Genomic DNA, 22,029 nt, shown 5'->3' with positions numbered 1-22,029 from the left:
AGAAGGCCAGTGTATGGGCGGAGGCTGTGACTACGCCTTGGCGGCCTTGAGCATGTAGCCGAAGCCGCGCTTGGTCTGGATGAGGGGTTCGGTCGAGTGCGCATCCACCTTGCGGCGGAGGTACGAAATATAGGACTCGACGATGCCGGCGTCGCCGTTGAAATCGTACTCCCAGACGTGGTCCAGGATCTGAGCCTTCGACAAGACCCTGTTCGGGTTCAGCATCAGGTAGCGCAGAAGCTTGAACTCGGTGGGGCTGAGCTCGATGGGAGCCTCGCCGACCAGGACTTCATGGGTGTCCTGGTCCATGGTGAGTTCGCCGGCGCGGATGACGGCATCCTCGTCGGCGTGCATCGTGCGGCGCAGGATCGCTTTGATTCGAGCGACGATCTCGTCGAGGCTGAACGGCTTGGTGACGTAGTCGTCCCCGCCGACCGTCAGGCCGGTGATCTTGTCCTCGGTGTCGTCCTTCGCCGTCAGGAAGAGGATCGGGGCCGTGTAACCAGCGGAACGCAGACGCTTGGTCACACCGAAGCCGTTCATGTCCGGCAGCATGACGTCGAGAATGATGAGGTCGGGTTCTTCTTCGAGTACGGCGGAGATCGCCTGGGCGCCGTTGCCCACGGCTCGGACGGCGAAGCCGGCGAAGCGAAGGCTGGTGGTGAGGAGATCCCGGATATTGGGCTCGTCGTCGACAATAAGGATGCGGGGGCCGTCAGTCATGTCCCTAGTATCTGCGCGTTAGCTGGATGTTCACTGAAAAAGCCCGGTGCGCGTATCGGCGGGTAGATTGGGCTGCAAATCAGGCTGTCGCGGCGTGGGGAGACCAGGATGGGCGTACCGACCTTTGCGATTGTGGGGGCCGGCCTGGCCGGGGCCCGGGCGGCCGAAGCCATCCGTTCCGAGGGGTTTGCCGGAGTCATCGTGCTGCTAGCCGGAGAAGCCGAATACCCCTATGTGCGGCCGCCCTTGTCCAAGGACTACCTGGCCGGGCGGGCGGCCCGGGACACGATCGACGTGCGCCCGGCGAGGTGGTACGACGAGCGGGGCATCGACGTGCGGCTGGGCGCCCGGGTGGCCGGGTTGGCGCTCGACACCCACCTGCTGACACTACGGAAGGGCCGGCCGGTGCGCTACGACAGGCTGCTTCTCGCAACGGGCGCGTCGGCACGGCGCTTCCCCGGCAAGGGCGCTGACCTGGCCGGGGTGCATCATCTCCGCACGGTCGACGAGTCGGATGTGCTACGGGCCGAACTGGAGCCGGGTAACCGCCGGGTCGTGATCGTCGGGGCCGGCTGGATCGGCCTCGAGGTCGCCGCGGCCGCCCGCGGTTACGGCAACACCGTCACGGTGCTCGGTCGGGAGAGCGTGCCGCTGGCCCCGGTGATCGGCGACGAGGTCGGATCGGTCTTCGCGGAGCTGCACCGCGTGAACGGTGTGACGCTGCGAATGGACACGCACGTCGACCGGCTGATCGAGAGGCAGGGGAGGGTCGCCGGGGTGAGCCTTCCGGGCGGAGAGGTTGTGCCCGCCGATGTCGTCGTCATCGGGATCGGTGCGGTGCCGAACACGGGGCTGGCCCGGGCCGCGGGCCTGGCCGTCGACGACGGCATCGTCGTCGACGCGGCGTTCCGGTCCATCGACCCTGACGTCTACGCGGCGGGCGACGTCGCCGCGGTCTTCCACCCGGTGCTGCGGCACCATCTGCGCGTCGAGCACTGGGACAACGCCGAGCGGGCCGGCGCCGCGGCCGGCCGCTCCATGCTCGACCAGGCGGTCAGCTACGACGCGATCCCGTACTTCTACACCGACCAGTTCGACCTCGGGATGGAGTACTCGGGGTACGGCACGCTGGCCCGGGATGCGGAGGTCGTGTTCCGGGGCGATCCGGCGGCGCGGGAATTCATCGCGTTCTGGCTGGTGTCCGGCCGGGTCGTCGCCGGCATGAATGTGAATGTGTGGGACGTCAATGAGATGGTGCAGCGCTTCATCCGGACGGAGGTGCGGGTCGACGCGGCCCGGCTCGCGGATGAGAGCATTGGACTGGACGAACTGCTCGCCGGCGCACCCGAGTGAAGGACCTGACATGGACGATGTGACCACGGGGCCCGGCCTGCTGCTGCCCGATCTGATCCACCCTCGGCGGCTGATCGGTGGGCGCCTGTTCGACTTCTCGCGGGAGGTGGCCGTGATGGCCATCGTCAACCGCACCCCCGATTCCTTCTACGACAAGGGGGCGACCTTCGGCCTCGATGAGGCCGTGAAGGCGGCTCGGCGTGCGATCCTGGACGGCGCCGACTGGGTCGATATCGGCGGGGTGAAATTCGCGCCCGGCCCCTCCATTCCGATCAAGGAGGAGATCGACCGGGTCGTGCCGGTGATCGAGGCCCTGCGCGGCGAGGGCGTCGTCATCTCCGTCGACACCTTCCACCCCGCCGTGGCGCGTGCCAGCCTCGCCGCCGGCGCCCACGTGATCAACGACACCACCGGGGTACACGATCCGGCCATGGCGGATGTCGTCGCGGACAGCGACGCCACGCTCGTGATCACCCACAGCCTCGCGCCACCGCGAACGCCGTGGCCGGCGCCCACCTACGGCGACGTGGTGCATGAGGTCGCGGCCTTCCTGAATGAACGGGTCGCGCTGGCGCTTCGTCGCGGCGTTCCGGCATCCCGCATCATCGTCGACCCGGGGCATGACCTGAACAAGAACACCTACCACTCGCTCGAGCTGACCCGGCGGCTCGGCGAGATCACCGGGCTGGGCCACCCCACCCTGGTCGCCGTGTCCAACAAGGACTTCATCGGGGAGACGCTGAATCGCGAGCGCGGCGACCGAGCCCCGGGCTCGCTCGCCGCCGCCGTGTACAGCATCCTGCAGGGTGCCCGGATCGTGCGGATGCACAACGTCGTCGCCGCGGTCGACGCCGTGCGGATGACCGAAGCGATCCTGGGCTTCCGCGAACCGGCGTACGTGCGCCACAACCTGGCCTGACGATGCTGGATCGTGACGAGCTGATCATCCGTTACCGGGTGCCCGACCGGACCCAGCCGCACCTGCGGGTGAATTTCATCGCGAGCCTCGACGGCGCCGCCACGCGTGCGGGTGTGAGCGGCGGGCTCGGGAACGCCGACGACAGGCTCGTCTTCGACACCCTCCGAATGCTCGCCGACGTGCTCGTGGTCGGCGCGGGCACGGTGCGCGCCGAGGGTTACGGCGGCATCCGTCTTGGCCCCGCGGATGCCGCGTGGCGGGTCCGGCACGGACTCCCGGCGCAACCGCCGGTCGCCGTCGTGTCCTCCCGGCTGGACCTCGACCCGGGCCACCCTCTGTTCACGGACGCCGCTGTGCGACCGCTGGTCGTGACCCACGCCGCGTCGCCGCTGGGGCGCCGGGCCGAGCTCGCCGAGGTGGCGGACGTGCTGGTCTGCGGGGAGGAGGCCGTGGACCCGCGCCGGATGCGGGCGGACCTGGCTCGGCGGGGCTTCGCCCAGATGCTCTGCGAGGGCGGGCCGAACCTGTTCGGCGCGATGATCGAGGCCGACTGCGTCGACGAGCTGTGCCTGACCGTCAGCCCGGTTCTCGAGGGCGGCCCGGCGGGGCGGATCTCCGCCGGCGTCGCCGCCGTCACCCGGGAGATGTCGCTGCTGCACGTGCTGACCGCGGGGGACATGCTCTTCCTGCGCTACGCCCGCCGGGAGGCGTCCTGACTGTGCCCGGCCCCTCGCCCCTCAACCCGCCGAACCGTGAGTTTCGCCCCTGTTCCGGCCTGGAAACGGGGCCGAAATCACGGTTCGGCGAAGGTGCGGCGGGCGGTCAGACGACCACGGCCTCCGCGTCCAGGTTCTGCGAGTCGAGGATCGTGTAGCTGTACCCCTGCTCGGCGAGGAAACGCTGGCGGTTCTGGGCGAAGTCCTGGTCAACGGTGTCGCGGGCCACGAGCGTGTAGAAGTTCGCGGACAGGCCGGACTCCTTGGGCCGCAGCAGCCGTCCGAGCCGCTGGGCCTCCTCCTGGCGGGAGCCGAAGGAACCCGAGACCTGGATGGCGACGGTGGCCTCGGGCAGGTCGACCGAGAAATTCGCGACTTTCGACACCACGAGCAGGTTCTCCTCGCCGACCCGGAAGGCCTGGTAGAGGCGTTCGCGTTCGTCGACGGGGGTGGCCCCGGTGAGTTTGGGTGCGTCCAGGGCTTCGGCGAGCTCGTCGATCTGGTCGAGGTACTGGCCGATCACGAGGATGCGTTCCCCGGGGTGCTTGGCCACCAGACGCTTGACGACGTCGAGCTTCGCGGGCGCGGTAGCGGCCATCCGGTAGCGTTCGTCGTCCGCGGCGGCGGCATAGCTGAGCCGTTCGGACTGCGGGAGATCGATGCGCACCTCGTAGCAGGAGGCCGGGGAGATGAAACCCTGGGCCTCGATCTCCTTCCAGGGTGCGTCGAACCGCTTGGGGCCGATCAGGCTGAAGACGTCGCCTTCGCGACCGTCCTCGCGCACCAGGGTGGCGGTGAGGCCGAGGCGGCGGCGGGCCTGCAGCTCCGCGGTCAGCTTGAACACGGGGGCCGGCAGCAGGTGCACCTCGTCGTAGATGACGAGGCCCCAGTCCATGGCGTCAAGCAGCTCGAGGTGCGCGTATTCGCCCTTCCGCTTGGCGGTGAGGATCTGGTAGGTCGCGATCGTGACCGGCTTGACCTCTTTGACCTGCCCGGAATACTCGCCGATCTCGTCGGCCGTGAGGGTCGTGCGCTTGAGTAGCTCGTCGCGCCACTGGCGGGCGGAGACCGTGTTGGTGACGAGGATGAGAGTGTTGGTCTTGGCGGTGGCCATGGCCCCGGCGCCGACCAGCGTCTTGCCTGCCCCGCAGGGCAGCACGACCACGCCGGAGCCGCCGTCGAAGAAGCTGGAGACGGCTTTGTTCTGGTAGTCGCGAAGCGCCCAGCCGTCTTCCTTCAGATCGATCGGATGCGGCGTTCCCGGCGTGTAGCCGGCGAGGTCCTCGGCAGGCCAGCCCAGTTTCACCAGCTCCTGCTTGAGCTGGCCGCGGGCCCACGGTTCGACCAGGAACGAGTCCGGCGACGGATTCCCGATCAGCAGGGGCGCGATGCGCCGGGCCCCGGCGATCTCGGTGAGCACGGCCTCGTCGTTGCTCTTCAGGATGAGCTGACCCTCGGAGTCGCGGTCGATGACGAGCCTGCCGTACCGGCCCACCGTCTCGGCGATGTCCACGCTGACGGTCTGCGGGATGGCGAACTTCGAGTATTTTTCCAGCGTGGCCAGCATGTTGGACGCGTCGTGCCCCGCGGCACGGGCATTCCACAACCCCAGCCGGGTGATGCGGTAGGTGTGGATGTGCTCGGGCGCACGCTCCAGCTCGGCGAAGACGGCCAGGTCGTGGCGCGCATCCTCAGCGAGAGGGTGCGCGACTTCGAGCAGAACCGTGCGGTCACTTTGGACGATCAGCGGGCCATCAGACATAACCGTCGATCCTACGCCCCGTCAGTGTGAAGGCTCGCACCTACGGCGCCGGAGTGATGCTGATGATGCTGGACAGGGGCAGAGTGCGTTCGATGTCCGCGCGTCGGTCCCGGGCCCGGAAACGCCCGCCGCCCACGCTGGCCGGCTCGAGGAGGTAGTCCACCACCACGCCGCCGGGCATGGCGATGCTGACGACAACGGTCTGTTTCGCCTTGATCGCCGAGTCGAGCTGGCGGGCGAGCCAGGCATCCGCTGCCTGACCTTCGCCGCCGTCTGCGGCGCGCAGCGTCTCGACCAGTGCGACGGCCGGATCGGGCGCGTCTTTCGGCGCGACCCGGGCGAGCTGGTGCCGGCGCAGGTGCACGATCTCGTGCGTCGCGTCCTCCGCGGCGACGGGGTAGCGCGCATCGCTGAGCGCCCAGAAGACCACGTCGGAGGGGAACCGGCTGGTCAGCCGGCTTTCGGCGGCGGGAATGAGACCGAGGGAGGCGAGCGTCTGGTCCACGGCGATGGTGCTCAGCAGGGCTGCGTCGTCGGACTGGACGTAGGCCTGCGCCGGGGACTCCACGTCGTCGGCCGGGCCGACGCGCACCCGCCCGTAGCGGGCGGCGGACTCCCGGATCAGGTAATCGACGGGCTGCGGGATGCCGGTCAGGGAGACCGTGCGCAGGAACTCGAGCAGGGTCTCCGCCGTCTCGCCGGCCGCCAGGGCACGGTTCACCGAGGTGGCGGTGATGCGGTAGCTCAGGGCCAGTTCCCGGCTCTCCACGTCGGCGAGCCCGCGCAGGCGCGTGTCGATCGAGGGCGCGAGCGGCCCGGGGGACACGATGGACAGGTCGTTCTGCAGGTACACCGCGCCGCCGGTTGCCGGCAGCGATGCTGCCATGGTGGCGACGGCCGCCTCAAGGTCTCCGGCCAGCACTGCGGCACCGGCCGAGCTCGTGGTCTGGTGGGCGGTGATGCCGATCAACTCGGCGTCCCCGGCGAACTCGGTGACCCGGTCGTCCATCCACTGGCCGCCGGCCGGGTAGAGCCACGCCACGAAGTTGCGCAGCACGTCACCCCAGGAAACGCCGGGCCGGCGGGCGAGGATGCCGCGCACATCCGGCGGCAGGGCCGCCTGCCAAGCCTCGGCCAGGGTCGCCCAGCGGCGGGCGGTGCTTTCCAGCAGCCAGGCCTCCCCGGTCCCGGTCTCATTCCAGTACCCCTCGCACTGCGCGATGAGTTCGGCCCGGGCCGCGGTCGCGACGAAGGCGGGCGCGGATTCGAGGTCGACGCCCATCACGGCGGCGAGGCGCTTGGTGTCAGGCAGGCCGAGTCCGCCCCGGCTGAGTTCCCTGGCCGGCTCGCGGGCGAGCTCGGTGACCAGTTCGGCGATGGACGACACCGCGGCGAAGGCGCGCTCCGCCGCAAGACGGTCGGTGAACCGGGCATCCGTATTGTCGACGCTGGCCAGCGCCGCGGGTGAGGGCGTTGACGCCAGTTCGAGTGCGGTCGGCAGGCCCTGGTCAGGCCAGGTCAGCAGCTGCGCGGCCACCGCCGCGTAGGGGCTGAAGCGCCCGTCCGCCAGGCGCGCGAGCATCAGCGAGTCCAGCTCGGCCGCGCGGCCGGCGACCTCGGCCACGTCGACGGGCGAACCCGCCAGTTCGGACAGGCGCTGGGCGAGGTCGAACAGTGACGGCGCGGCATCCGTGCCGACCTCTAACCCCTGGCTGAGCTCACCGGCGACCGCGAGGACAGAGAGGGTGGCCCGGTCGAGCCGGGCCAGCACCCGCTGGATCGCGTCCGGCTCGAGGAGCGCCTCGGCCAGATCGAAGAAGTCACGGATGCCCGTGGGCGAGACCGCGCGAATGTCGATCGTGCGACGCAACGTTGCGTCATCCAGCGCCCGAAGGCGCGAAGCGAGTGTGAGCATTGCTACTCCTTATTCTGTCGTGCCTCACGAGTGCGACGCATGCCGGACATCACCATGAGGATGATGATCAGCACGAATCCGAGAGGCAATCCAAACAGCGGCAAAGCAAGCACCGCCGGCCAGACCCCCTGGCCGAAACCGTTGTCCGCCCCGGCCCCGGCCGCCGTGCCGAGGATGACGGCAAGGAACGCGAGGATGGACAGACCCACCACACCCGCAACCATGTAAGCAAGGATGCGTTCGAGCCGGTTCGCGGCGTGTGGGGGTTGATTGGTCACAGAGTCAAGGATACGGGGCAGGAACCGGTCCGACCGAATAGGCTGGACCGGTTGGCGCGTATTCCGCGCGCCCGGAATCCAGCGAGGTCCAGATGCCCACCGGCAAGGTCAAGTTCTACGACGAGGAGAAGGGTTTCGGCTTCATCGCCTCTGATGACGGCCACGAGGTCTTTCTCCACGCTTCTGCACTGCCCGCCGGAGTAACGGTCAAGGCCGGAACGAAGCTCGAATTCGGCATCGCCGACGGCAAGCGAGGCGCTCAGGCGCTGTCCGTGCGCATCCTCGAAGCGCCGCCGAGCCTGGTCAAACTCAGTCGCAAGCCGGCTGACGACATGGCCATCATCCTCGAGGATCTGGTGAAGCTCCTCGACGGCATCGGAGCGAGCCTGCGCCGCGGCCGCTATCCCGACAGCGCCCACAGCCACAAGATCGCGGCCATGCTGCGCAAGGTCGCGGAGGAACTCGATGCCTGAGGCCATCGCCGACGAGCGCCTTCTGGCCGCGGTAGACCAGGCGCGCACCGCGCTGCTGGAGATCACTCCGGCCGACAGCATCGGCGAACCCCTCGGTCACATTGTCGAGGGTGAGCGTGTGCTCTCACTGCTGTTCGACTGCAACCTGTCCGGCTACCCGGGCTGGCGCTGGACGGTCACCCTTGCCCGCGTGGACGGGATTTCCGAGCCGTCGGTTCTGGAAGCCGAGCTCACGCCGGGCGACGACGCCCTGATCGCGCCGGAGTGGGTGCCATGGTCTGACCGTCTGGCCGACTACCGCACGGCTCAGGAGCTCGCCGCAGCCGTTGCCCTGGCCGAATCGCTGGACGTTGACGACGACGAATCGGGCGAAGCGGACGACGAAGACGAAGACGAAGACGTAGACGTAGACGACGAAGACGTAGACGACGAAGACGACGAAGACGTAGACGACGACGACGTAGACGACGACGACGTAGACGACGACGAAGACGACGACGACGACGAAGACGACGACGAAGAGGACGAGGACCGCGGCGAGGACGTGCTCGACGGGATCGACTTCGGTGAAGCCCTAACGGCGTCGGTGCCGCACCCAGGCGAGTCCGACCAGACCGAGGCCGAGACCGATGATGGCAGCCCAGAGCCACCAGCCGACTCCGGCGGCGGCGAGTTCGCCCCGGAAGGCGACCGCGAGCACCAGGGCTACTAGCCAGCCGGCGGAGCCCGCAAGGAAAGCCTTGCGGGCATCCGTTCGAGCCGGCAGCGGGTCTGGCCGACGTTCACTGTCCTTCAGCCAAAGCCGCATGCCGAGGCCTACTTGCCCAGGTCCTGCACCACGAACTCGATCGAACGGACGAGCTGACGCACGTCTTCGGGCTCGATCGCGGTGAAGGTGGCGACCCGCAACTGGTTGCGGCCGAGCTTGCGGTAGGGCTCTGTGTCGGAGATCCCGTTGGCGCGCAGGGTCTTGGCTATGGCGGCGGCGTCGATCGCGTCGTCGAAGTCGATCGTCGCGACCACCTGTGACCGGTGATCCGGGTTGGCGACATACGGTGTCGCGAACGACACGCTCTCGGCCCAGTCGTAGAGAACGGATGACGATTCACGGGTGCGCGCGGATGCCCACGCCAGGCCGCCGTTTCCGTTGATCCAGTCGAGCTGGCTCTCGATCAGCAGAAGCGTGGCCACGGCCGGCGTGTTCAGCGTCTGGTTGAGGCGAGAGTTGTCGATCGCGTTCTTCAGACTGAGGAACTCGGGGATGTATCGGCCGCTCGCGGCGATCTGCTCGACGCGCTCGATCGCGGCGGGGGAGAACAGGGCCATCCACAGGCCGCCGTCGGAAGCGAGGTTCTTCTGCGGAGCGAAGTAGTAGACATCCGCCTGGTCGGCCTCATAGTCGATGCCGGCCGCCGCGCTGGTGGCGTCGATCACGGTCAGGGCGCCGGGATCGGCAACCACGCGGGTGACCGGGGCCATCACGCCGGTCGATGTCTCGTTCTGGGGCCAGGCATAGGCGTCAACGCCCTCGGTCACAACGAACTCGCTACGCGATCCGGCCGGTGCCTTGACCACGTCGGGCGCTTCGAGGAACGGTGCGGCCGCGGCCGCGGCGAACTTGCCGCCGAACTCGCCGAAAACGAGATTCTGGCTGCGGCGGAGGATGAGGGAGAATGCGGCGGCGTCCCAGAAGGCGGTGGACCCACCGTTGCCGATGATGACTTCATAACCGGCAGGGGCGCGGAGGAGGTCCGCCAGGCCCGTGCGAACGCGACCCACCAGGTTCTTGACGGGTGCCTGACGATGGGAGGTGCCCATCACGCTCGCGCCGAATTTTAAGAGGTTTTCGAGTTGTTCCTTCCGGACTTTTGACGGGCCGCAGCCAAATCGACCATCGCTGGGCAGAAGTTCCGGGGGAATTATCAGGTTCGACATATGGCGATTCTAATGGCCGCCAGCCGCGGCGATAAGGTGGGGCAGTGCACCCGAGCCGAGAGGAAAGCTGGACATGACGGATCTGATCGACACCACCGAAATGTACCTTCGCACGATTCTCGACCTCGAAGAGGAGAACATTGTTCCCCTCCGGGCTCGCATCTCCGAACGCCTCGGGCACTCCGGCCCGACCGTGTCTCAGACCGTGGCCCGGATGGAGCGGGACGGCCTCGTAGTCGTCTCCGGCGACCGGCACCTCGAGCTGACCGTCGACGGGCGCCGCAAGGCCGTGCACGTGATGCGCAAGCATCGTTTGGCGGAACGCCTGCTCAGCGACGTGATCGGGCTCGAATGGGAATTCGTCCACGATGAAGCATGCCGCTGGGAGCATGTCATGAGTGAGCGGGTGGAGCGCAAAATCCTTGAAATGCTCGGCCACCCCACCGAGTCGCCGTATGGGAACCCGATCCCCGGCCTCGATGAGCTGGGCGATTCGCCGGCGGTCGCGTTCATGGCCGGGGTGACGAGCCTCGTCGACCTGGTCGCCGGTTCCACCGGCCGGATCACCGCCGTCGTGCGCCGCCTGGGCGAACCCGTACAGGTGGACCCCGAACTCCTGGCACAGCTGAAGAACTCCGGGGTGCTCCCCGGGGCTACGGGGGTTTTCTCCGCCATGGGGTCCTACGTGCTCGTGCAGGTGCACGGGTTCGAGGTCGGTCTCGAGCTGCCCAACGAGGTCGCCGGTCACATTTTCGTCACCACTCCGGCCGCTGCCGCGTAGCTGCGTGGGCGTTGCCGTCGACATTGCCGATGTGCCCTCGTTGCCCACCACTTCGTTATCAATCTGTTAGAAAGAATGGCATTTCGCGTGACAAACGGATGAGCGTCCCGTAACTTGGAGGCGTCCACAGGCCCTCCGGCCGACGGGCACGGATCAAGTCGCCTTTCTTTCCCGTCTCTTGCTTCGGTTCTTACACCCGCGATGAGCGCAGTGGACGGGACAACTCCCTAGTGTTGTCGAGGCGCCGGAGGTCAACACTTTGGCTGCATCAGGTAACAGACTGTCCCATCGAGCCCCGAACTCGACATCCATCACCAACGGTTCGATCCCCCGTGACATTGAACATGCGGAGCTCAGTCACTTCCGGGCCGCCGGTCCTCGCTCTGTCCCACGGTCACGCCGCCGCGGTGCTGTGGCGCACATCGTCCTCATGACGCTCGCCGGTGGGCTGGTCGCGACCATGGCCATCCCGGCCTATGCGTTCGCCCCGACCGACGCGGAACACGCCGCCACGGCGTCGGCCGAGTTGACGCAAACGGGTGCGCAGTCCGTGGAGGTTGCTGCCCTGGCCGATACCGTCAGCGTCGCGCGCGACGGGTTCACGGCCACCACCCCCGAGGAGCTGGCAGCTGCGGCCGAAGCGGCCGCGGTTGAAGCGGCAGCCGCCGCGTCAGCCGTTGCCGCCGCCGAGGCGGTGGCCGCCGAGGAGCTTCGACAGAAAGCCGCTGCGGCGATGACCTCCTACGCAGCGTCGTATTCCGGACCGTCGTCGGCCGACTACCTGGCCACCCCTGCCTACTCGACTGTCGACCTGGGATCCGTCTACAGCGTCGCTTCCGGTTACCAGGGCGTTCCCTATGTTTATGGCGGGGCCACCCCGGCCGGGTTCGACTGCTCCGGTCTCGTCATGTACGTCTACGCGCAGTTCGGCATTTCGCTGCCGCATTCCTCCACCGGGCAAGGCGCGGCGGGCACCCGGATCCCCGTTTCGGAGGCCCAGCCGGGGGACCTCGTCATCATGGACGGCCACGACGGTTTCTATGCCGGCAACGGCAACATCCTGCACGCCCCGTATGAGGGTGCGTCCGTGCGTGTACAGCCGATCTGGACCAGCTTTTACTACATTGTCCGGCTCGGAACCTGAAGTCCCGTAGCAACAGGGCCGCCCGGCCCAAGATGAATGTTTCGTAACACGTAGCACATTCGGCGCCCGTCACTTCGCAGGGGTGCCGAATGTGGGTTAACCTGATGCTCTGATGTTTTGCGAGTTTTCGGGAGAGCCAAAGCGCGGGCGACGCACGATCCACACCATGGATGTGCGCTGCCGCTCCGCGTTGCGGCGGAGCAGTCGAGCACACCTGAGTTGCGCGTGTCGAGGACACGGTGTGGCCGGTAGGGCGTTGTCATTGTGACGGCGCCCTTTTTGTTTGCCTGTTCGCTCCTTCTTGCTGACTGTCGTAGTTCGAATGGCTGGAAGCCGTCCAGCCCTTTTCGAAAGGGAACGCATGCGCACACTGGTCCTCAATGCGGGGTATGAGCCCCTTGCCGTGGTGTCTTTCAAGCGAGCACTCGTGCTCGTGATGAATCACAAGGCAACGATCGTGCAGGCCGACCAGGGGCACCCGATCTGTGCCGCGTCCGGCTCCTGGGAGCGGCCGAGTGTCATCCTGCTCACGCGGTATGTGCGTATTCCGCGGTCTCGGGCCGTGCCGGTCAGTCGGCGGGGCGTGCTGCGCCGGGACGAGCACCGGTGCGGGTACTGCGGAAAGACGGCCAGCACGATCGACCACGTGCTGCCGCGGTCGCGGGGCGGCCGGGACACCTGGGACAATCTCGTGGCCTGCTGCCTGCGCTGCAACAACCTTAAAAGCGACCGTACGCCGGCCGAGATGGGTTGGAAGCTCCTCTTCCACCCGGGATTGCCGGTCGGCAGCACCTGGGTGGTGCGCGGAGCTGAACGACCATTGCCGCAGTGGGACGAATTCCTGGCTCCCGCGGCCTGATCGCGAAATGTAACGGGGATGTAACGCCAGAAAGTGACTTCCCGGTCCTGGTCCCCTAAGGTTGGAGAGCGCCGAACTCCGATCTTGGTGCGTTAGAGGATCATCTTTTGCCCCAGTCCGGCGTACCTGGCACTTCTGGTTCGCCAGAGACCCCGATTTCTCCTCCCACGCGCCGCGAGCTGCGTGCGCACCGCGAGGCAACGTCGGCCCAGGCGGACGCCACCGTGATCAGTCCGGTGAGCGTGGAGGTGCCGGTTGGCGTTCGCATCCGGGATGTGGGCGCGAAAACCGCAATTCCAGACGTCGACGTGGCGTCGATCGTGACGCGGAGCAATCGGCTCGCGCCGGTCACGCCGCCGAGAGTCGCCGCCGCCCGCCCGGTGCCCCGGTCGCATCGGCGGAGGCCGCTGAAGATCGCGGTGACCCTGCTGGCCATCCCCGGACTATTCCTCACCGCCGGTCTTCCCGCCTATGCGTTCTCGCCCGGCGGCAGCGAAACCGCCGCCGCGACCTCGTCGGGTGCCGAGGCGCAGGGTGTCACCGTGGCCAGTGGCGCCGCCGCCATCACCGTCGCCCGCGACGGCTTCACGGCGACCACGACCGAGGAACTCGCCCAGCGCGGTGCCGCAGCCCAGCGCGCGCAGGCCGCGCAGGCCGCGCAGGCTTCCCTGGCTGCGCAGGAGTCCGCCGCGGCGACCCGATCGGCCGCCGCCGACTTCGCCGTCTACAGCGTGCGGGCCGAAGGCGACGACTACCCCTGGTACGACCGGGCCACCGACGACCAGGGCGGCGGACTGTCCCCGCTCGGCTACTACTACCGCGAATGCGTGGATTTCGTGGCGTGGCGGCTCAATCGCGACGCCGGGTCGAGCGGCTCCCCATGGACCTGGACCTGGGGCAACCTCACCCCCGGCGGCGGAGACGGGAGCGCCTGGGCCGGCGCCTGGGCCGACCACGGCTGGGCCACCGGTGACACTCCCGTCGTGGGCGCGGTCGCCTGGTTCAACTACAACCACGTCGCCTATGTGCAGTCGGTCAACAGCGACGGTTCGGTCGTGCTCGAGGAATACAACTGGAACGGCAGCCACGCGTACAACACACGCACCGTGTCGGCCAGTGAGGTTCCGCTCTTCCTCTACCCGCCCAAGTAGCCGCCGGCGAACCGGCCGCGCGGCCCCTGCTGCGCTGCCCCGTGGCGCACCCTGTGGAAGCGGGCGCAAGGTGGAACGTGCGCCGCTCTCTCTGCCCTGCGCCGCGAGACGGCGGATGCGCTGCGGCGGCGGCGGACAACCGCTAAACTTCAAGGGCCAGCCTCTGTAGCTCAACGGAAGAGCAGTTCCGTCCTAAGGAAACGGTTGGGGGTTCGAATCCCTCCAGGGGCACCCGGATTCACCTGTCGATGCAGCGGCATCGCTTCGTCGCCGATCCGTTCCGCAAGCGGCGGGCATACCTCCATCAGAAATCGTTCGTTGGCGAAGCCGAGGAGAGCACCCCATGGTTAGAAACACCACCCGCGAAAAGAGCGATGGGGCCCCGGCGCCCGACGATTCCCGCAAACCCGATTCCCTGAGCGAGATCGCGAAGCCGTCCTGGAAGTATGTGCTGCGCAAGACCCTGCGTGAGTTCTCGGTCGATCAATGCCCCGACCTCGCCGCCGCCCTCACCTACTACGCCGTGCTGTCGATCTTCCCCGCACTGATCGCGCTCGTCTCGCTCCTGGGAGTGTTCGGTCAGGGGGCGAACTCGACGAACTCGATTCTCTCACTCATCGACCAGGTCGCCCCCGGCGGGACCGCCGACACGCTGCGGGGCCCGCTCGAGCAGTTCAGCTCGTCGCCGGCGGCCGGCGTCGCCCTCGTCGTGGGCATCCTGCTGGCCCTATGGTCGGCATCCGGGTACGTCGGTGCGTTCAGCCGGGCCATGAACCGCATCTACGAAATCGACGAGGGCCGGCCGTTCTGGAAGCTGCGCCCGATGCAACTGGGCGTGACCGTGATCTGCATTCTGCTCATCGTGGTGGTGCTCGTTGCCCTGATCGTGTCGGGTCCGGTCACCGACGCCCTCGGCAGCGCGCTCGGATTGGGGCAGACCGTGCAGATCGTCTGGTCCGTGATCAAGTGGCCCATCCTGGCGCTGGCAGCCGTATTGATCATCGCCATCCTGTACTACGCAACACCCAACGCCCAGCAGCCCAAGTTCCGGTGGATCAGCCTGGGTGCGTTACTCGCGCTCATCACCCTGGTGATCTCCTCGTTCCTGTTCGGCCTCTACGTCGCCAACTTCTCCAGCTACGACCGCACCTACGGTTCCCTGGCCGGCATCGTGGTGTTCCTGCTCTGGCTCTGGATAGCCAACCTCGCCCTGCTTCTCGGCGCCGAATTCGACGCCGAACTGGAACGGGGCCGGCAGCTGCAGGCGGGCATCGCCGCCGAAGAAGAGATCCAGCTGCCGCCGCGGGACACCCGCAAGAGCGACAAGGCCGCCGACAAGGCCCGTGAGGATATCACACTCGGCCGACGACTGCGGCTGAAGAGCAAGACGAGTGACGACCCCGAACCGAAGAAGAAGAAATGAACGCGCGTCCCTGGCAAGCCCCGAAATAAGTCTCGTCACCCCCGCCCTGCGCCCCGCGTTGTGCATTGCCGCCGGCGGTGCCAGTCTTGACGGATGCTGTTTCGGGGCCTTCCGGGATGAGCCACCAGAAGAGGAGAACCGATGACCGTTTCATCCGAGGAAGAGCTGGCCCTGGACCAGTGGAGTCGACGGCTGACGCAGGCCCTGCAGATCCTGGACCTCGAAGTCGACACCCAGGCGATCCTGCGGCTGGCCGAGGAATCACGGTCGGTGAGTCCCTCCGCCGGACCCGTCAGTACCTTCATTGTGGGCTTCGCTGCCGGACAGGCGACCAATAGCGGCAAGAAGAACGTTCAGTCCGCCGTCGAGACCGCCCTGAAGAAGGTCCACGGGCTCGTGGCCGATGGCACTCAGGGCGGCCCGGACAACCAGGGCTGGGTGGACTCAGCCCAGTAAAGGCGCTAGGCCGGGGCGGCTGTCCCGGCACTGGTCGTCGCCGCCGGCCCAGCCGGTTCAGCCACGGACTCGGACGGCTTCAGGCGAACGATGACCGCCTTCGAGACCGGCGTGTTGCTGCCATCCGCGACGTGATCAAGCGGCACCAGGACGTTGGCCTCCGGATAGTAAGCAGCGGCGCACCCGCGCGGCGTCGGGTAGGAGACCACGCGGAATTTTCGCAGTACGCGATTTTTGCCGTCCTTGTACTCGCCGACGATGTCCACCAGCTGTCCGTCGGCCAAACCGAGTTCGGTGATGTCTTCGGCGTTGACCATGATGACGTCGCGGCCCTTCCGGATGCCGCGGTATCGATCGTTGAAGCCGTAGATGGTCGTATTCCACTGATCATGGGAACGCAGGGTCTGCAGGATCAGGGTCCCCACGGGCCGTTCCACCGGCTCCAAGTCGTTCGCGGTCAACACGGCTTTGCCGGTGGGTGTGTTGAAGGTGCGGGAATCGCGGGGGCCGTTCGGCATGATGAAGCCGCCGTCTTCCCGGATCCGCTCGTTGTAATTCTCACACCCCTCCACGACCCGGGAAATGTGATCGCGGATCAAGTCATAATTCTTCTCGAAGCCGTCCCAGTCGGCGTTGATCCTGTCACCGAGGGTCGCTTTGGCGAGCCGAGAAATGATCGTGACTTCGGACAGGAGTGTGTGCGCAACAGGTTCCACAGTGCCCCAGGACGCGTGCACCGCGCACACGGTGTCCTCGACGGAGATGAACTGCGTGCCGGTCTCCTGAACGTCGATCTCAGTCCGGCCCATCGTGGGGAGGATGAGGGCTGCTTTGCCGGTGACGGTGTGGGAACGGTTGAGCTTGATGGAGATCTGGGCGGTGAAGTCACAATTTTCCATCGCCGCTTCCGCTGCCTGCGTGTCCGAGATCGCCGCTACCAGGTTTCCACCGAGGGCCAGAAAGAACTTGATTTTTCCTTCCCGCATGCGACGGATCGTTTCCACGGCGTCGGCACCGTGCTGCCGTGGAGGTTCGAAGTCGAACTCCCTCCCCAGGGCGTCCATGAACGCAGGGGGCATCTGCTCCCAGATGCCCATGGTCCGGTCGCCCTGGACGTTGCTGTGGCCGCGGATCGGGGACGCACCGGCCCCAGGCTTGCCGATGTTGCCGCGCAGCAGCAGCAGGTTGATGATCTCCTTGATGGTGGCGACCCCCTTCTTCTGCTGCGTGATACCCATGGCCCAGGTGATGATGACCTTGTCCGCTTTCAGGTAGCGCTCGGCGAGCTCGTCGATCTCCTCGATCCGCAGACCGGTCGCGTCGAGCACCTCCTGCTCGTCGAGCTGAGCAAGGTGCTCTTTCAGGTCTTCAAGGCCTTCGCAGTGCTCCGCCAAAAACGTGTGGTCCAAAACCGTGCCGGGGTTCCGGGCCTCGGCCTCGAGTACCCGTTTGGAAACGGCCTGAAGTAGGGCCATGTCGCCGCCAAGCCTGATCTGCAGGAACTGGTCGGCCAATTCGGTGCCTTTACCGGCGACGCCGCGGACCGTCTGCGGATTCTTGTACCGCTTCAGCCCCGCCTCGGGCAGGGGGTTCACAGCGACCAGGGAGCCTCCATTGCGCTTGCAGGCCTCCAGCTCGTTGAGCATTCGGGGATGGTTCGTGCCCGGGTTCTGACCCATCAAAATGATCAGGTCCGCCGCCGCAAAATCGTCAAAGGTGACCGTTGCCTTGCCGATGCCAATTGTCTGGCCCATGCCCCAGCCGGAGGACTCGTGGCACATGTTCGAACAGTCCGGCAGATTATTGGTGCCGTAACCGCGCACGAACAGCTGGTACAGGAACGCCGCCTCGTTGGACGTGCGGCCGCTGGTGTAGAAGGCCGCGTCCTCCGGGGAGGCCAGGGCGTTGAGCTTCGTGGCGACCAGTTCGATTGCCTCGTCCCAGGGGATGGGGCGGTAGTGGTCCTCACCGGCGGGCTTGTAAACGGGCTCGGTCAGCCGGCCCTGTATGCCAAGCCAGTACTCGCTTCGTCCCCGCAAGTCGCTCACGGAATGCTCGGCCCAGAAGTCAGGACCGATGACGACGGGAGTCGCCTCCCAGGTGACGGCTTTGGCGCCCTCCTCGCAAAATTCGAACGCCTTGCGGTGGTGCGGGTCAGGCCAGGCGCAACTGGGGCAGTCGAAGCCCTTCTTCTGATTCATGGCAAGCAATGTCTTCCGGGTGCGGTCGACTCCCATGTGCTCGAGCGCCGGCACAAGGGAATGCACTACGCCGGGGATTCCGGCGGCCCATTCCTTGGGCTTACTGACCTCGAGTTGGCTCTCGTCGGCTTCCTCAATTTTCGGAGTCTTGCTCACCATGGCCGTCCCCTTCAGATCCAGTAACTTCGAAGGAGGCCCCCGAAGGCGGGGTTGCACCCCCGATCAACAGTAATCACCCGACGAGGGTCATCGGAAAGGAATGCCACTTTTCGTCGGGCGATTGTGGGGTGTCGTCGGGAGTGCGGGTGCCGTCGTGGAGCATGGAACTGAATCTCAGATAGCGTCGTCATGCACGATCACCCCGCTCCGGTCGTCTCCGATGATGCAACGGCCCGGAGACGACCTCGTCTGGAGCACCTCATGATTTCCCCCCGCATCGCATTCGTCGACGTCGACGGCACCCTGATCGAGACCGGCTCGGAGATCGCAGACTCGACCATCGAGGCGGTGCGCACCGCCAGACACAACGGGCACCTGGTGTACCTCAGCACGGGGCGGGCGTCGGTCGAGATCTACCCGGCGATCCGTGAGATCGGATTCGACGGAGCCATCAGCTCCGGCGGAGGGTTCGCGGAAATCGGCGATGACCTTGTGATCGAACGCACGATGCCCGCAGAAGCGGTCACCCGGATGATCGGCTTCTACGAGGAGTCCGGGTATGACTTCTACCTGCAGTCCTTCGACGAGCTCTACCCGAGCCCCGGCGTGCACGACCGCTTCGCGGAGTATTACGCGTCCGACAGCAGACGGCAGGCGGGAACCGCGTCCGACCCGGCATCCGTCACCGGTGCCGCTGCAAACCCGGCGCTGAAGGCTTTCGCCGATGTTCGCCCGTACAGCCTCACGGGCATCGCCAAGTCGGTGTTCCTCGCCGGCGACCTCCGGGCGTACGACCGTGTTTCGGAAGCGCTCAGCGCTGACTTCCATGTCATCACCGGCACCATCCCGCACATGGGCCGCGGCAGCGGCGAGGTGACGCTCAACGGCGTGAACAAGGGTTCCACGATCCTGCGGCTGCTCGACCGGCTCGGCCTCGACGCGGCATCCGCCATCGGCATCGGCGACAGCAGCAACGACATCGAGATGCTGCAGGTCTGCGGGGTCGGCATCGCCATGGGCAACGCCACGGATGCCGTCAAGGCCCACGCCGACGAGGTCACCACCTCCGTGCTCGAGGACGGCGTCTGGAACGCCTTCCGCCGAAACGGTCTGGTCTGACCGGGAGGCGCGCCCACGAAGCGAGTGACGCGGGGTCCGGTAACGGACACCTCCCCGTCACCCGAGCGTTCTAAACTGATGGCGCGCGGTGACTGGCATCGCGACCCCGACGAGGAGCCTGCGTGACCCTGACCCCGATTCAGCCCGGCCAGGACGTGCTCGCGGCCGGACACCGCGCACCTCCGGCCCGCACCCTCGTCGACATTCTCCTCGAAACCGCCGCCCGGCATCCGAGCGCCCTCGCCCTCGAAGACGTCGACGGGGCCCTCAACTACCGGGACCTGATGCGCCTGGTCACCGAGCAGGCGGTGCAGCTGGGCCGCAGCGGGGTGCGCCGCGGCGACACCGTGGGCATCCGGATCCCGTCGGGAACCCGGGAACTGTACCTCTCCATCCTGGCGACCCTCCTGGTCGGCGCCGCCTACGTGCCGGTCGACGCCGACGACCCCGAGGAACGCGCCCGGCTCGTGTTCGGCGAGGCCCGGGTGGTGGGGGTGATCGGGCCGCGAGGCGTGTTCGAGGTGCGCAGCGGCATCGACGCGGAACTGTTCGCCGAACGGACGCTGGCGCCCGGCGACGACCTGGCCCTCGCCGGCACCATCGGCGCCATGCCGACTCCCGACGATGATGCCTGGGTGATCTTCACCTCCGGCTCCACCGGGGTGCCCAAGGGGGTGGCGGTGGCCCACCGCTCCGCCGCCGCGTTCGTCGACGCGGAGGCCGACCTGTTCCTCCGGTCCGAGTCGATCGGGCCCGCGGACCGGGTGTTGGCCGGCCTGTCCGTGGCCTTCGACGCGTCCTGCGAGGAGATGTGGCTGGCCTGGCGAAACGGCGCCTGCCTCGTCTCGGCGCCCCGTTCCCTGGTGCGCTCGGGCGTCGACCTCGGCCCGTGGCTGATCAAGCACGGCGTGACCGTGGTGTCGACGGTCCCGACCCTCGCGGCGCTGTGGCCGGAGGAATCGCTGGAGCGGGTGCGGCTGCTGATCTTCGGCGGCGAAGCCTGCCCACCCGAGCTCGCCGCGCGCCTCGCCGTGCGCGGGCGGGAGGTCTGGAACACCTACGGCCCGACCGAAGCCACCGTCGTCGCCTGCGCCTCCCTGCTCGACGGCCGGGGACCGGTGCGGATCGGGTTGCCCCTCGCCGGTTGGAACCTCGCCGTGGTGGATGCCGCCGGCACCCGGGTGGCCCACGGCGAGACGGGGGAGCTCATCATCGGCGGGGTCGGGCTGGCCCGCTACCTCGACGCCGGCAAGGACGCCGAGAAGTACGCCCCGCACGCCCAGCTGGGCTGGAACCGCGCCTACCGCAGCGGCGACCTGGTGCGCTACGAACAGGAGGGCCTCGTGTTCGTCGGCCGGGCCGACGACCAGGTCAAGCTCGGCGGCCGGAGGATCGAACTCGGCGAGATCGAGGCTGCGCTGCGCGCGCTCCCGGGAGTGGCCGGGGCCGCCGCGGTCGTGCAGAGAACCCCGGCCGGCAACCAGATCCTGGTCGGCTACCTCGCCCAGGTGGAGGGGGCCGTCTTCGACCGGTCGGCGGCCAACATCCGTCTGCGGGAAGAGCTGCCGGCCGCGCTCGTGCCCCTGCTGCATGTCGTCGACGAACTTCCCACCCGCACCTCGGGCAAGGTTGACCGCGGCGCCCTGCCCTGGCCGCTGCCGGCCGCCGGCGGCGAGCAGGCGGAGGCGTTCTCGCCCACGGCTGAGTGGCTCGCCGCCGGCTGGGCGGCCATCCTCGGAGTGCCGGCCGACGGCCCCGACGCGGACTTCTTCGCCCACGGCGGCGGATCGCTCTCCGCGGCCCAGTTCGTCTCGACCATCCGCGGGCGGTTCCCCGACACCCGCGTCTCCGACATCTACGACTACCCCCGGATCGGGTCCCTCGCCGACGAGCTCGACGGCCGCGCACCCGCGGCACCGAGCGCGGTGCGAGAGGTTCTGCCGGTACCCCGGCGTAGCGGTCTCGCCCTCACCCTGCTGGGGGTGCCGCTGCACGTGCTGGTCGGCGCACGCTGGCTGGTCTACCTGGCGGCGGCGAACAACCTGCTCGCCGGTTGGGCCGGTGCCTCCTTCGCGCCCACGATCTCCTGGTGGTGGGTGGCGCTCGGGTTCGTGATCTTCGTCACCCCGCCCGGCAAGATGGTCATCTCCGTCGTCGCCGCCCGGCTGCTGCTGCGCGGCGTGGCACCGGGCAACTACCCGCGCGGCGGGTCCGTTCACCTGCGCCTGTGGCTCGCCGAGCAGGTGGCGCTGCTCTCGGACGCCGTGAGCCTGGCCGGTGCCCCGTGGATCAGCTACTACGCCAGGGCCCTCGGCGCCCGCATCGGCCCGAACGCGGACCTGCACTCCCTGCCGCCGGTGACCGGGATGCTGGAAATCGGCGAGGGGGCGGCCATCGAACCCGAGACGGACCTGTCCGGATACTGGATCGACGGCGACGTGCTGCGCATCGGGCGGGTGCGGATCGGCGCCGGCGCCACGGTCGGCTCCCGCAGCGCCCTGTTCGGCGGCGCCGACATCGGGCGTGGCGCCGTGATCGAGCCGGCCTCGGCCGTCTCCGGGCCGGTGCCACCGGGCGAACGCTGGGCGGGGTCCCCGGCCGCCCGAGTGGGCGCCGCCCGCGGCTCCTGGCCGGCCGAGCGCCCGCCGCGCGGGAGCCGCTG

General features: G+C 67.8%; 19 protein-coding genes, 1 tRNA gene and 1 pseudogene. 14 read left to right on the top strand and 7 right to left on the bottom strand.

Features of this window, described 5'->3' with window-relative positions:
* Nucleotides 1–30 precede the first annotated feature (30 nt).
* Nucleotides 31–723, bottom strand: coding sequence for a response regulator transcription factor (locus E3T23_RS03880; protein ID WP_134369100.1), 693 nt, complete (start codon nucleotides 721–723; stop codon nucleotides 31–33).
* 108 nt (nucleotides 724–831) lie between these two features.
* Between E3T23_RS03880 and E3T23_RS03875 the strand changes: the two genes are divergently transcribed.
* Genes E3T23_RS03875 through E3T23_RS03865 form a run of 3 tightly spaced genes read left to right on the top strand, consistent with a single transcriptional unit; the run spans nucleotide 832 to nucleotide 3,711 of the window.
* Nucleotides 832–2,076, top strand: a complete 1,245-nt coding sequence (locus E3T23_RS03875) for an NAD(P)/FAD-dependent oxidoreductase (RefSeq protein WP_134369099.1) — start codon at nucleotides 832–834, stop codon at nucleotides 2,074–2,076.
* A 10-nt stretch (nucleotides 2,077–2,086) separates the two neighbouring features.
* Complete coding sequence (folP, locus tag E3T23_RS03870; protein WP_134369098.1) at nucleotides 2,087–2,995, top strand: dihydropteroate synthase; 909 nt, start codon at nucleotides 2,087–2,089, stop codon at nucleotides 2,993–2,995.
* Between the two features lie 2 nt (nucleotides 2,996–2,997).
* Nucleotides 2,998–3,711 (top strand): pyrimidine reductase family protein, encoded by a 714-nt coding sequence (locus E3T23_RS03865; protein WP_134369097.1) that lies wholly within the window; start codon nucleotides 2,998–3,000, stop codon nucleotides 3,709–3,711.
* A gap of 106 nt (nucleotides 3,712–3,817) precedes the next feature.
* Here E3T23_RS03865 and E3T23_RS03860 read toward each other — a convergent pair whose 3' ends face one another.
* The 3 genes from E3T23_RS03860 to E3T23_RS03850 are packed head-to-tail and all read right to left on the bottom strand — an operon-like array spanning nucleotide 3,818 to nucleotide 7,666.
* Nucleotides 3,818–5,473 (bottom strand): DNA repair helicase XPB, encoded by a 1,656-nt coding sequence (locus E3T23_RS03860; protein WP_134369096.1) that lies wholly within the window; start codon nucleotides 5,471–5,473, stop codon nucleotides 3,818–3,820.
* 40 nt (nucleotides 5,474–5,513) lie between these two features.
* Complete coding sequence (locus tag E3T23_RS03855) at nucleotides 5,514–7,388, bottom strand: helicase-associated domain-containing protein (RefSeq protein ID WP_134369095.1); 1,875 nt, start codon at nucleotides 7,386–7,388, stop codon at nucleotides 5,514–5,516.
* A 2-nt stretch (nucleotides 7,389–7,390) separates the two neighbouring features.
* Nucleotides 7,391–7,666 (bottom strand): hypothetical protein, encoded by a 276-nt coding sequence (locus E3T23_RS03850; protein WP_134369094.1) that lies wholly within the window; start codon nucleotides 7,664–7,666, stop codon nucleotides 7,391–7,393.
* Between the two features lie 92 nt (nucleotides 7,667–7,758).
* Here E3T23_RS03850 and E3T23_RS03845 point away from each other — a divergent pair, with 92 nt between their 5' ends.
* Both E3T23_RS03845 and E3T23_RS15960 read left to right on the top strand, forming a co-directional pair.
* A complete protein-coding gene (locus E3T23_RS03845; protein ID WP_134369093.1) occupies nucleotides 7,759–8,139 on the top strand; it encodes a cold-shock protein in 381 nt (126 codons plus the stop codon).
* Nucleotides 8,132–8,506 (top strand): annotated as a pseudogene (locus E3T23_RS15960) (DUF3027 domain-containing protein); the annotation flags it as partial. The gene E3T23_RS03845 and the pseudogene E3T23_RS15960, both read left to right, overlap by 8 nt.
* Nucleotides 8,507–8,713: 207 nt before the next feature.
* Here E3T23_RS15960 and E3T23_RS03835 read toward each other — a convergent pair.
* On the bottom strand, nucleotides 8,714–8,947 hold the full coding sequence (locus tag E3T23_RS03835) for a DUF2530 domain-containing protein (protein WP_134369092.1): 234 nt from the start codon (nucleotides 8,945–8,947) through the stop codon (nucleotides 8,714–8,716).
* A gap of 8 nt (nucleotides 8,948–8,955) precedes the next feature.
* Complete coding sequence (gene serC / locus E3T23_RS03830) at nucleotides 8,956–10,074, bottom strand: phosphoserine transaminase (protein ID WP_134369091.1); 1,119 nt, start codon at nucleotides 10,072–10,074, stop codon at nucleotides 8,956–8,958.
* A 73-nt stretch (nucleotides 10,075–10,147) separates the two neighbouring features.
* Between serC and E3T23_RS03825 the strand changes: the two genes are divergently transcribed.
* The 7 genes from E3T23_RS03825 to E3T23_RS03795 all read left to right on the top strand — a co-directional run bounded on the left by E3T23_RS03825 (nucleotide 10,148) and on the right by E3T23_RS03795 (nucleotide 15,888).
* Nucleotides 10,148–10,855 (top strand): iron-dependent transcriptional repressor DtxR, encoded by a 708-nt coding sequence (locus E3T23_RS03825; RefSeq protein WP_134369090.1) that lies wholly within the window; start codon nucleotides 10,148–10,150, stop codon nucleotides 10,853–10,855.
* 430 nt (nucleotides 10,856–11,285) lie between these two features.
* The gene (locus E3T23_RS15435) at nucleotides 11,286–11,999 is read left to right on the top strand and encodes a C40 family peptidase (RefSeq protein WP_198416175.1); all 714 of its coding nucleotides are present in this window, start codon (nucleotides 11,286–11,288) and stop codon (nucleotides 11,997–11,999) included.
* Between the two features lie 361 nt (nucleotides 12,000–12,360).
* The gene (locus E3T23_RS03815; protein WP_134369089.1) at nucleotides 12,361–12,858 is read left to right on the top strand and encodes an HNH endonuclease; all 498 of its coding nucleotides are present in this window, start codon (nucleotides 12,361–12,363) and stop codon (nucleotides 12,856–12,858) included.
* 224 nt (nucleotides 12,859–13,082) lie between these two features.
* The gene (locus E3T23_RS03810; protein ID WP_166806193.1) at nucleotides 13,083–14,009 is read left to right on the top strand and encodes a CHAP domain-containing protein; all 927 of its coding nucleotides are present in this window, start codon (nucleotides 13,083–13,085) and stop codon (nucleotides 14,007–14,009) included.
* Nucleotides 14,010–14,168: 159 nt separating this feature from the next.
* Nucleotides 14,169–14,240, top strand: a tRNA-Arg gene (locus tag E3T23_RS03805).
* 112 nt (nucleotides 14,241–14,352) lie between these two features.
* Nucleotides 14,353–15,432: a YihY/virulence factor BrkB family protein gene (locus tag E3T23_RS03800; RefSeq protein WP_134369087.1), complete on the top strand. Its 1,080-nt coding sequence runs from the start codon at nucleotides 14,353–14,355 to the stop codon at nucleotides 15,430–15,432.
* 141 nt (nucleotides 15,433–15,573) lie between these two features.
* A complete protein-coding gene (locus tag E3T23_RS03795) occupies nucleotides 15,574–15,888 on the top strand; it encodes a DUF6457 domain-containing protein (RefSeq protein ID WP_134369086.1) in 315 nt (104 codons plus the stop codon).
* Between the two features lie 5 nt (nucleotides 15,889–15,893).
* Here the strand turns inward: E3T23_RS03795 and E3T23_RS03790 are convergent, their stop codons facing one another.
* Nucleotides 15,894–18,248, bottom strand: a complete 2,355-nt coding sequence (locus tag E3T23_RS03790; RefSeq protein ID WP_134369085.1) for an FdhF/YdeP family oxidoreductase — start codon at nucleotides 18,246–18,248, stop codon at nucleotides 15,894–15,896.
* Between the two features lie 261 nt (nucleotides 18,249–18,509).
* Here E3T23_RS03790 and E3T23_RS03785 point away from each other — a divergent pair, with 261 nt between their 5' ends.
* Together E3T23_RS03785 and E3T23_RS03780 are read left to right on the top strand one after the other, a co-directional pair.
* Nucleotides 18,510–19,367: a Cof-type HAD-IIB family hydrolase gene (locus E3T23_RS03785; RefSeq protein ID WP_166806192.1), complete on the top strand. Its 858-nt coding sequence runs from the start codon at nucleotides 18,510–18,512 to the stop codon at nucleotides 19,365–19,367.
* 122 nt (nucleotides 19,368–19,489) lie between these two features.
* On the top strand, nucleotides 19,490–22,029 hold a 2,540-nt coding region (locus E3T23_RS03780), incomplete at its 3' end, for a non-ribosomal peptide synthetase (RefSeq protein ID WP_134369083.1).

Source organism: Cryobacterium cheniae (genome assembly GCF_004403395.1).
Lineage (GTDB): Bacteria > Actinomycetota > Actinomycetes > Actinomycetales > Microbacteriaceae > Cryobacterium > Cryobacterium cheniae.
Note: the sequence above shows the minus strand (reverse complement) of the source record. Positions and strands in the feature narration are given on the sequence as shown.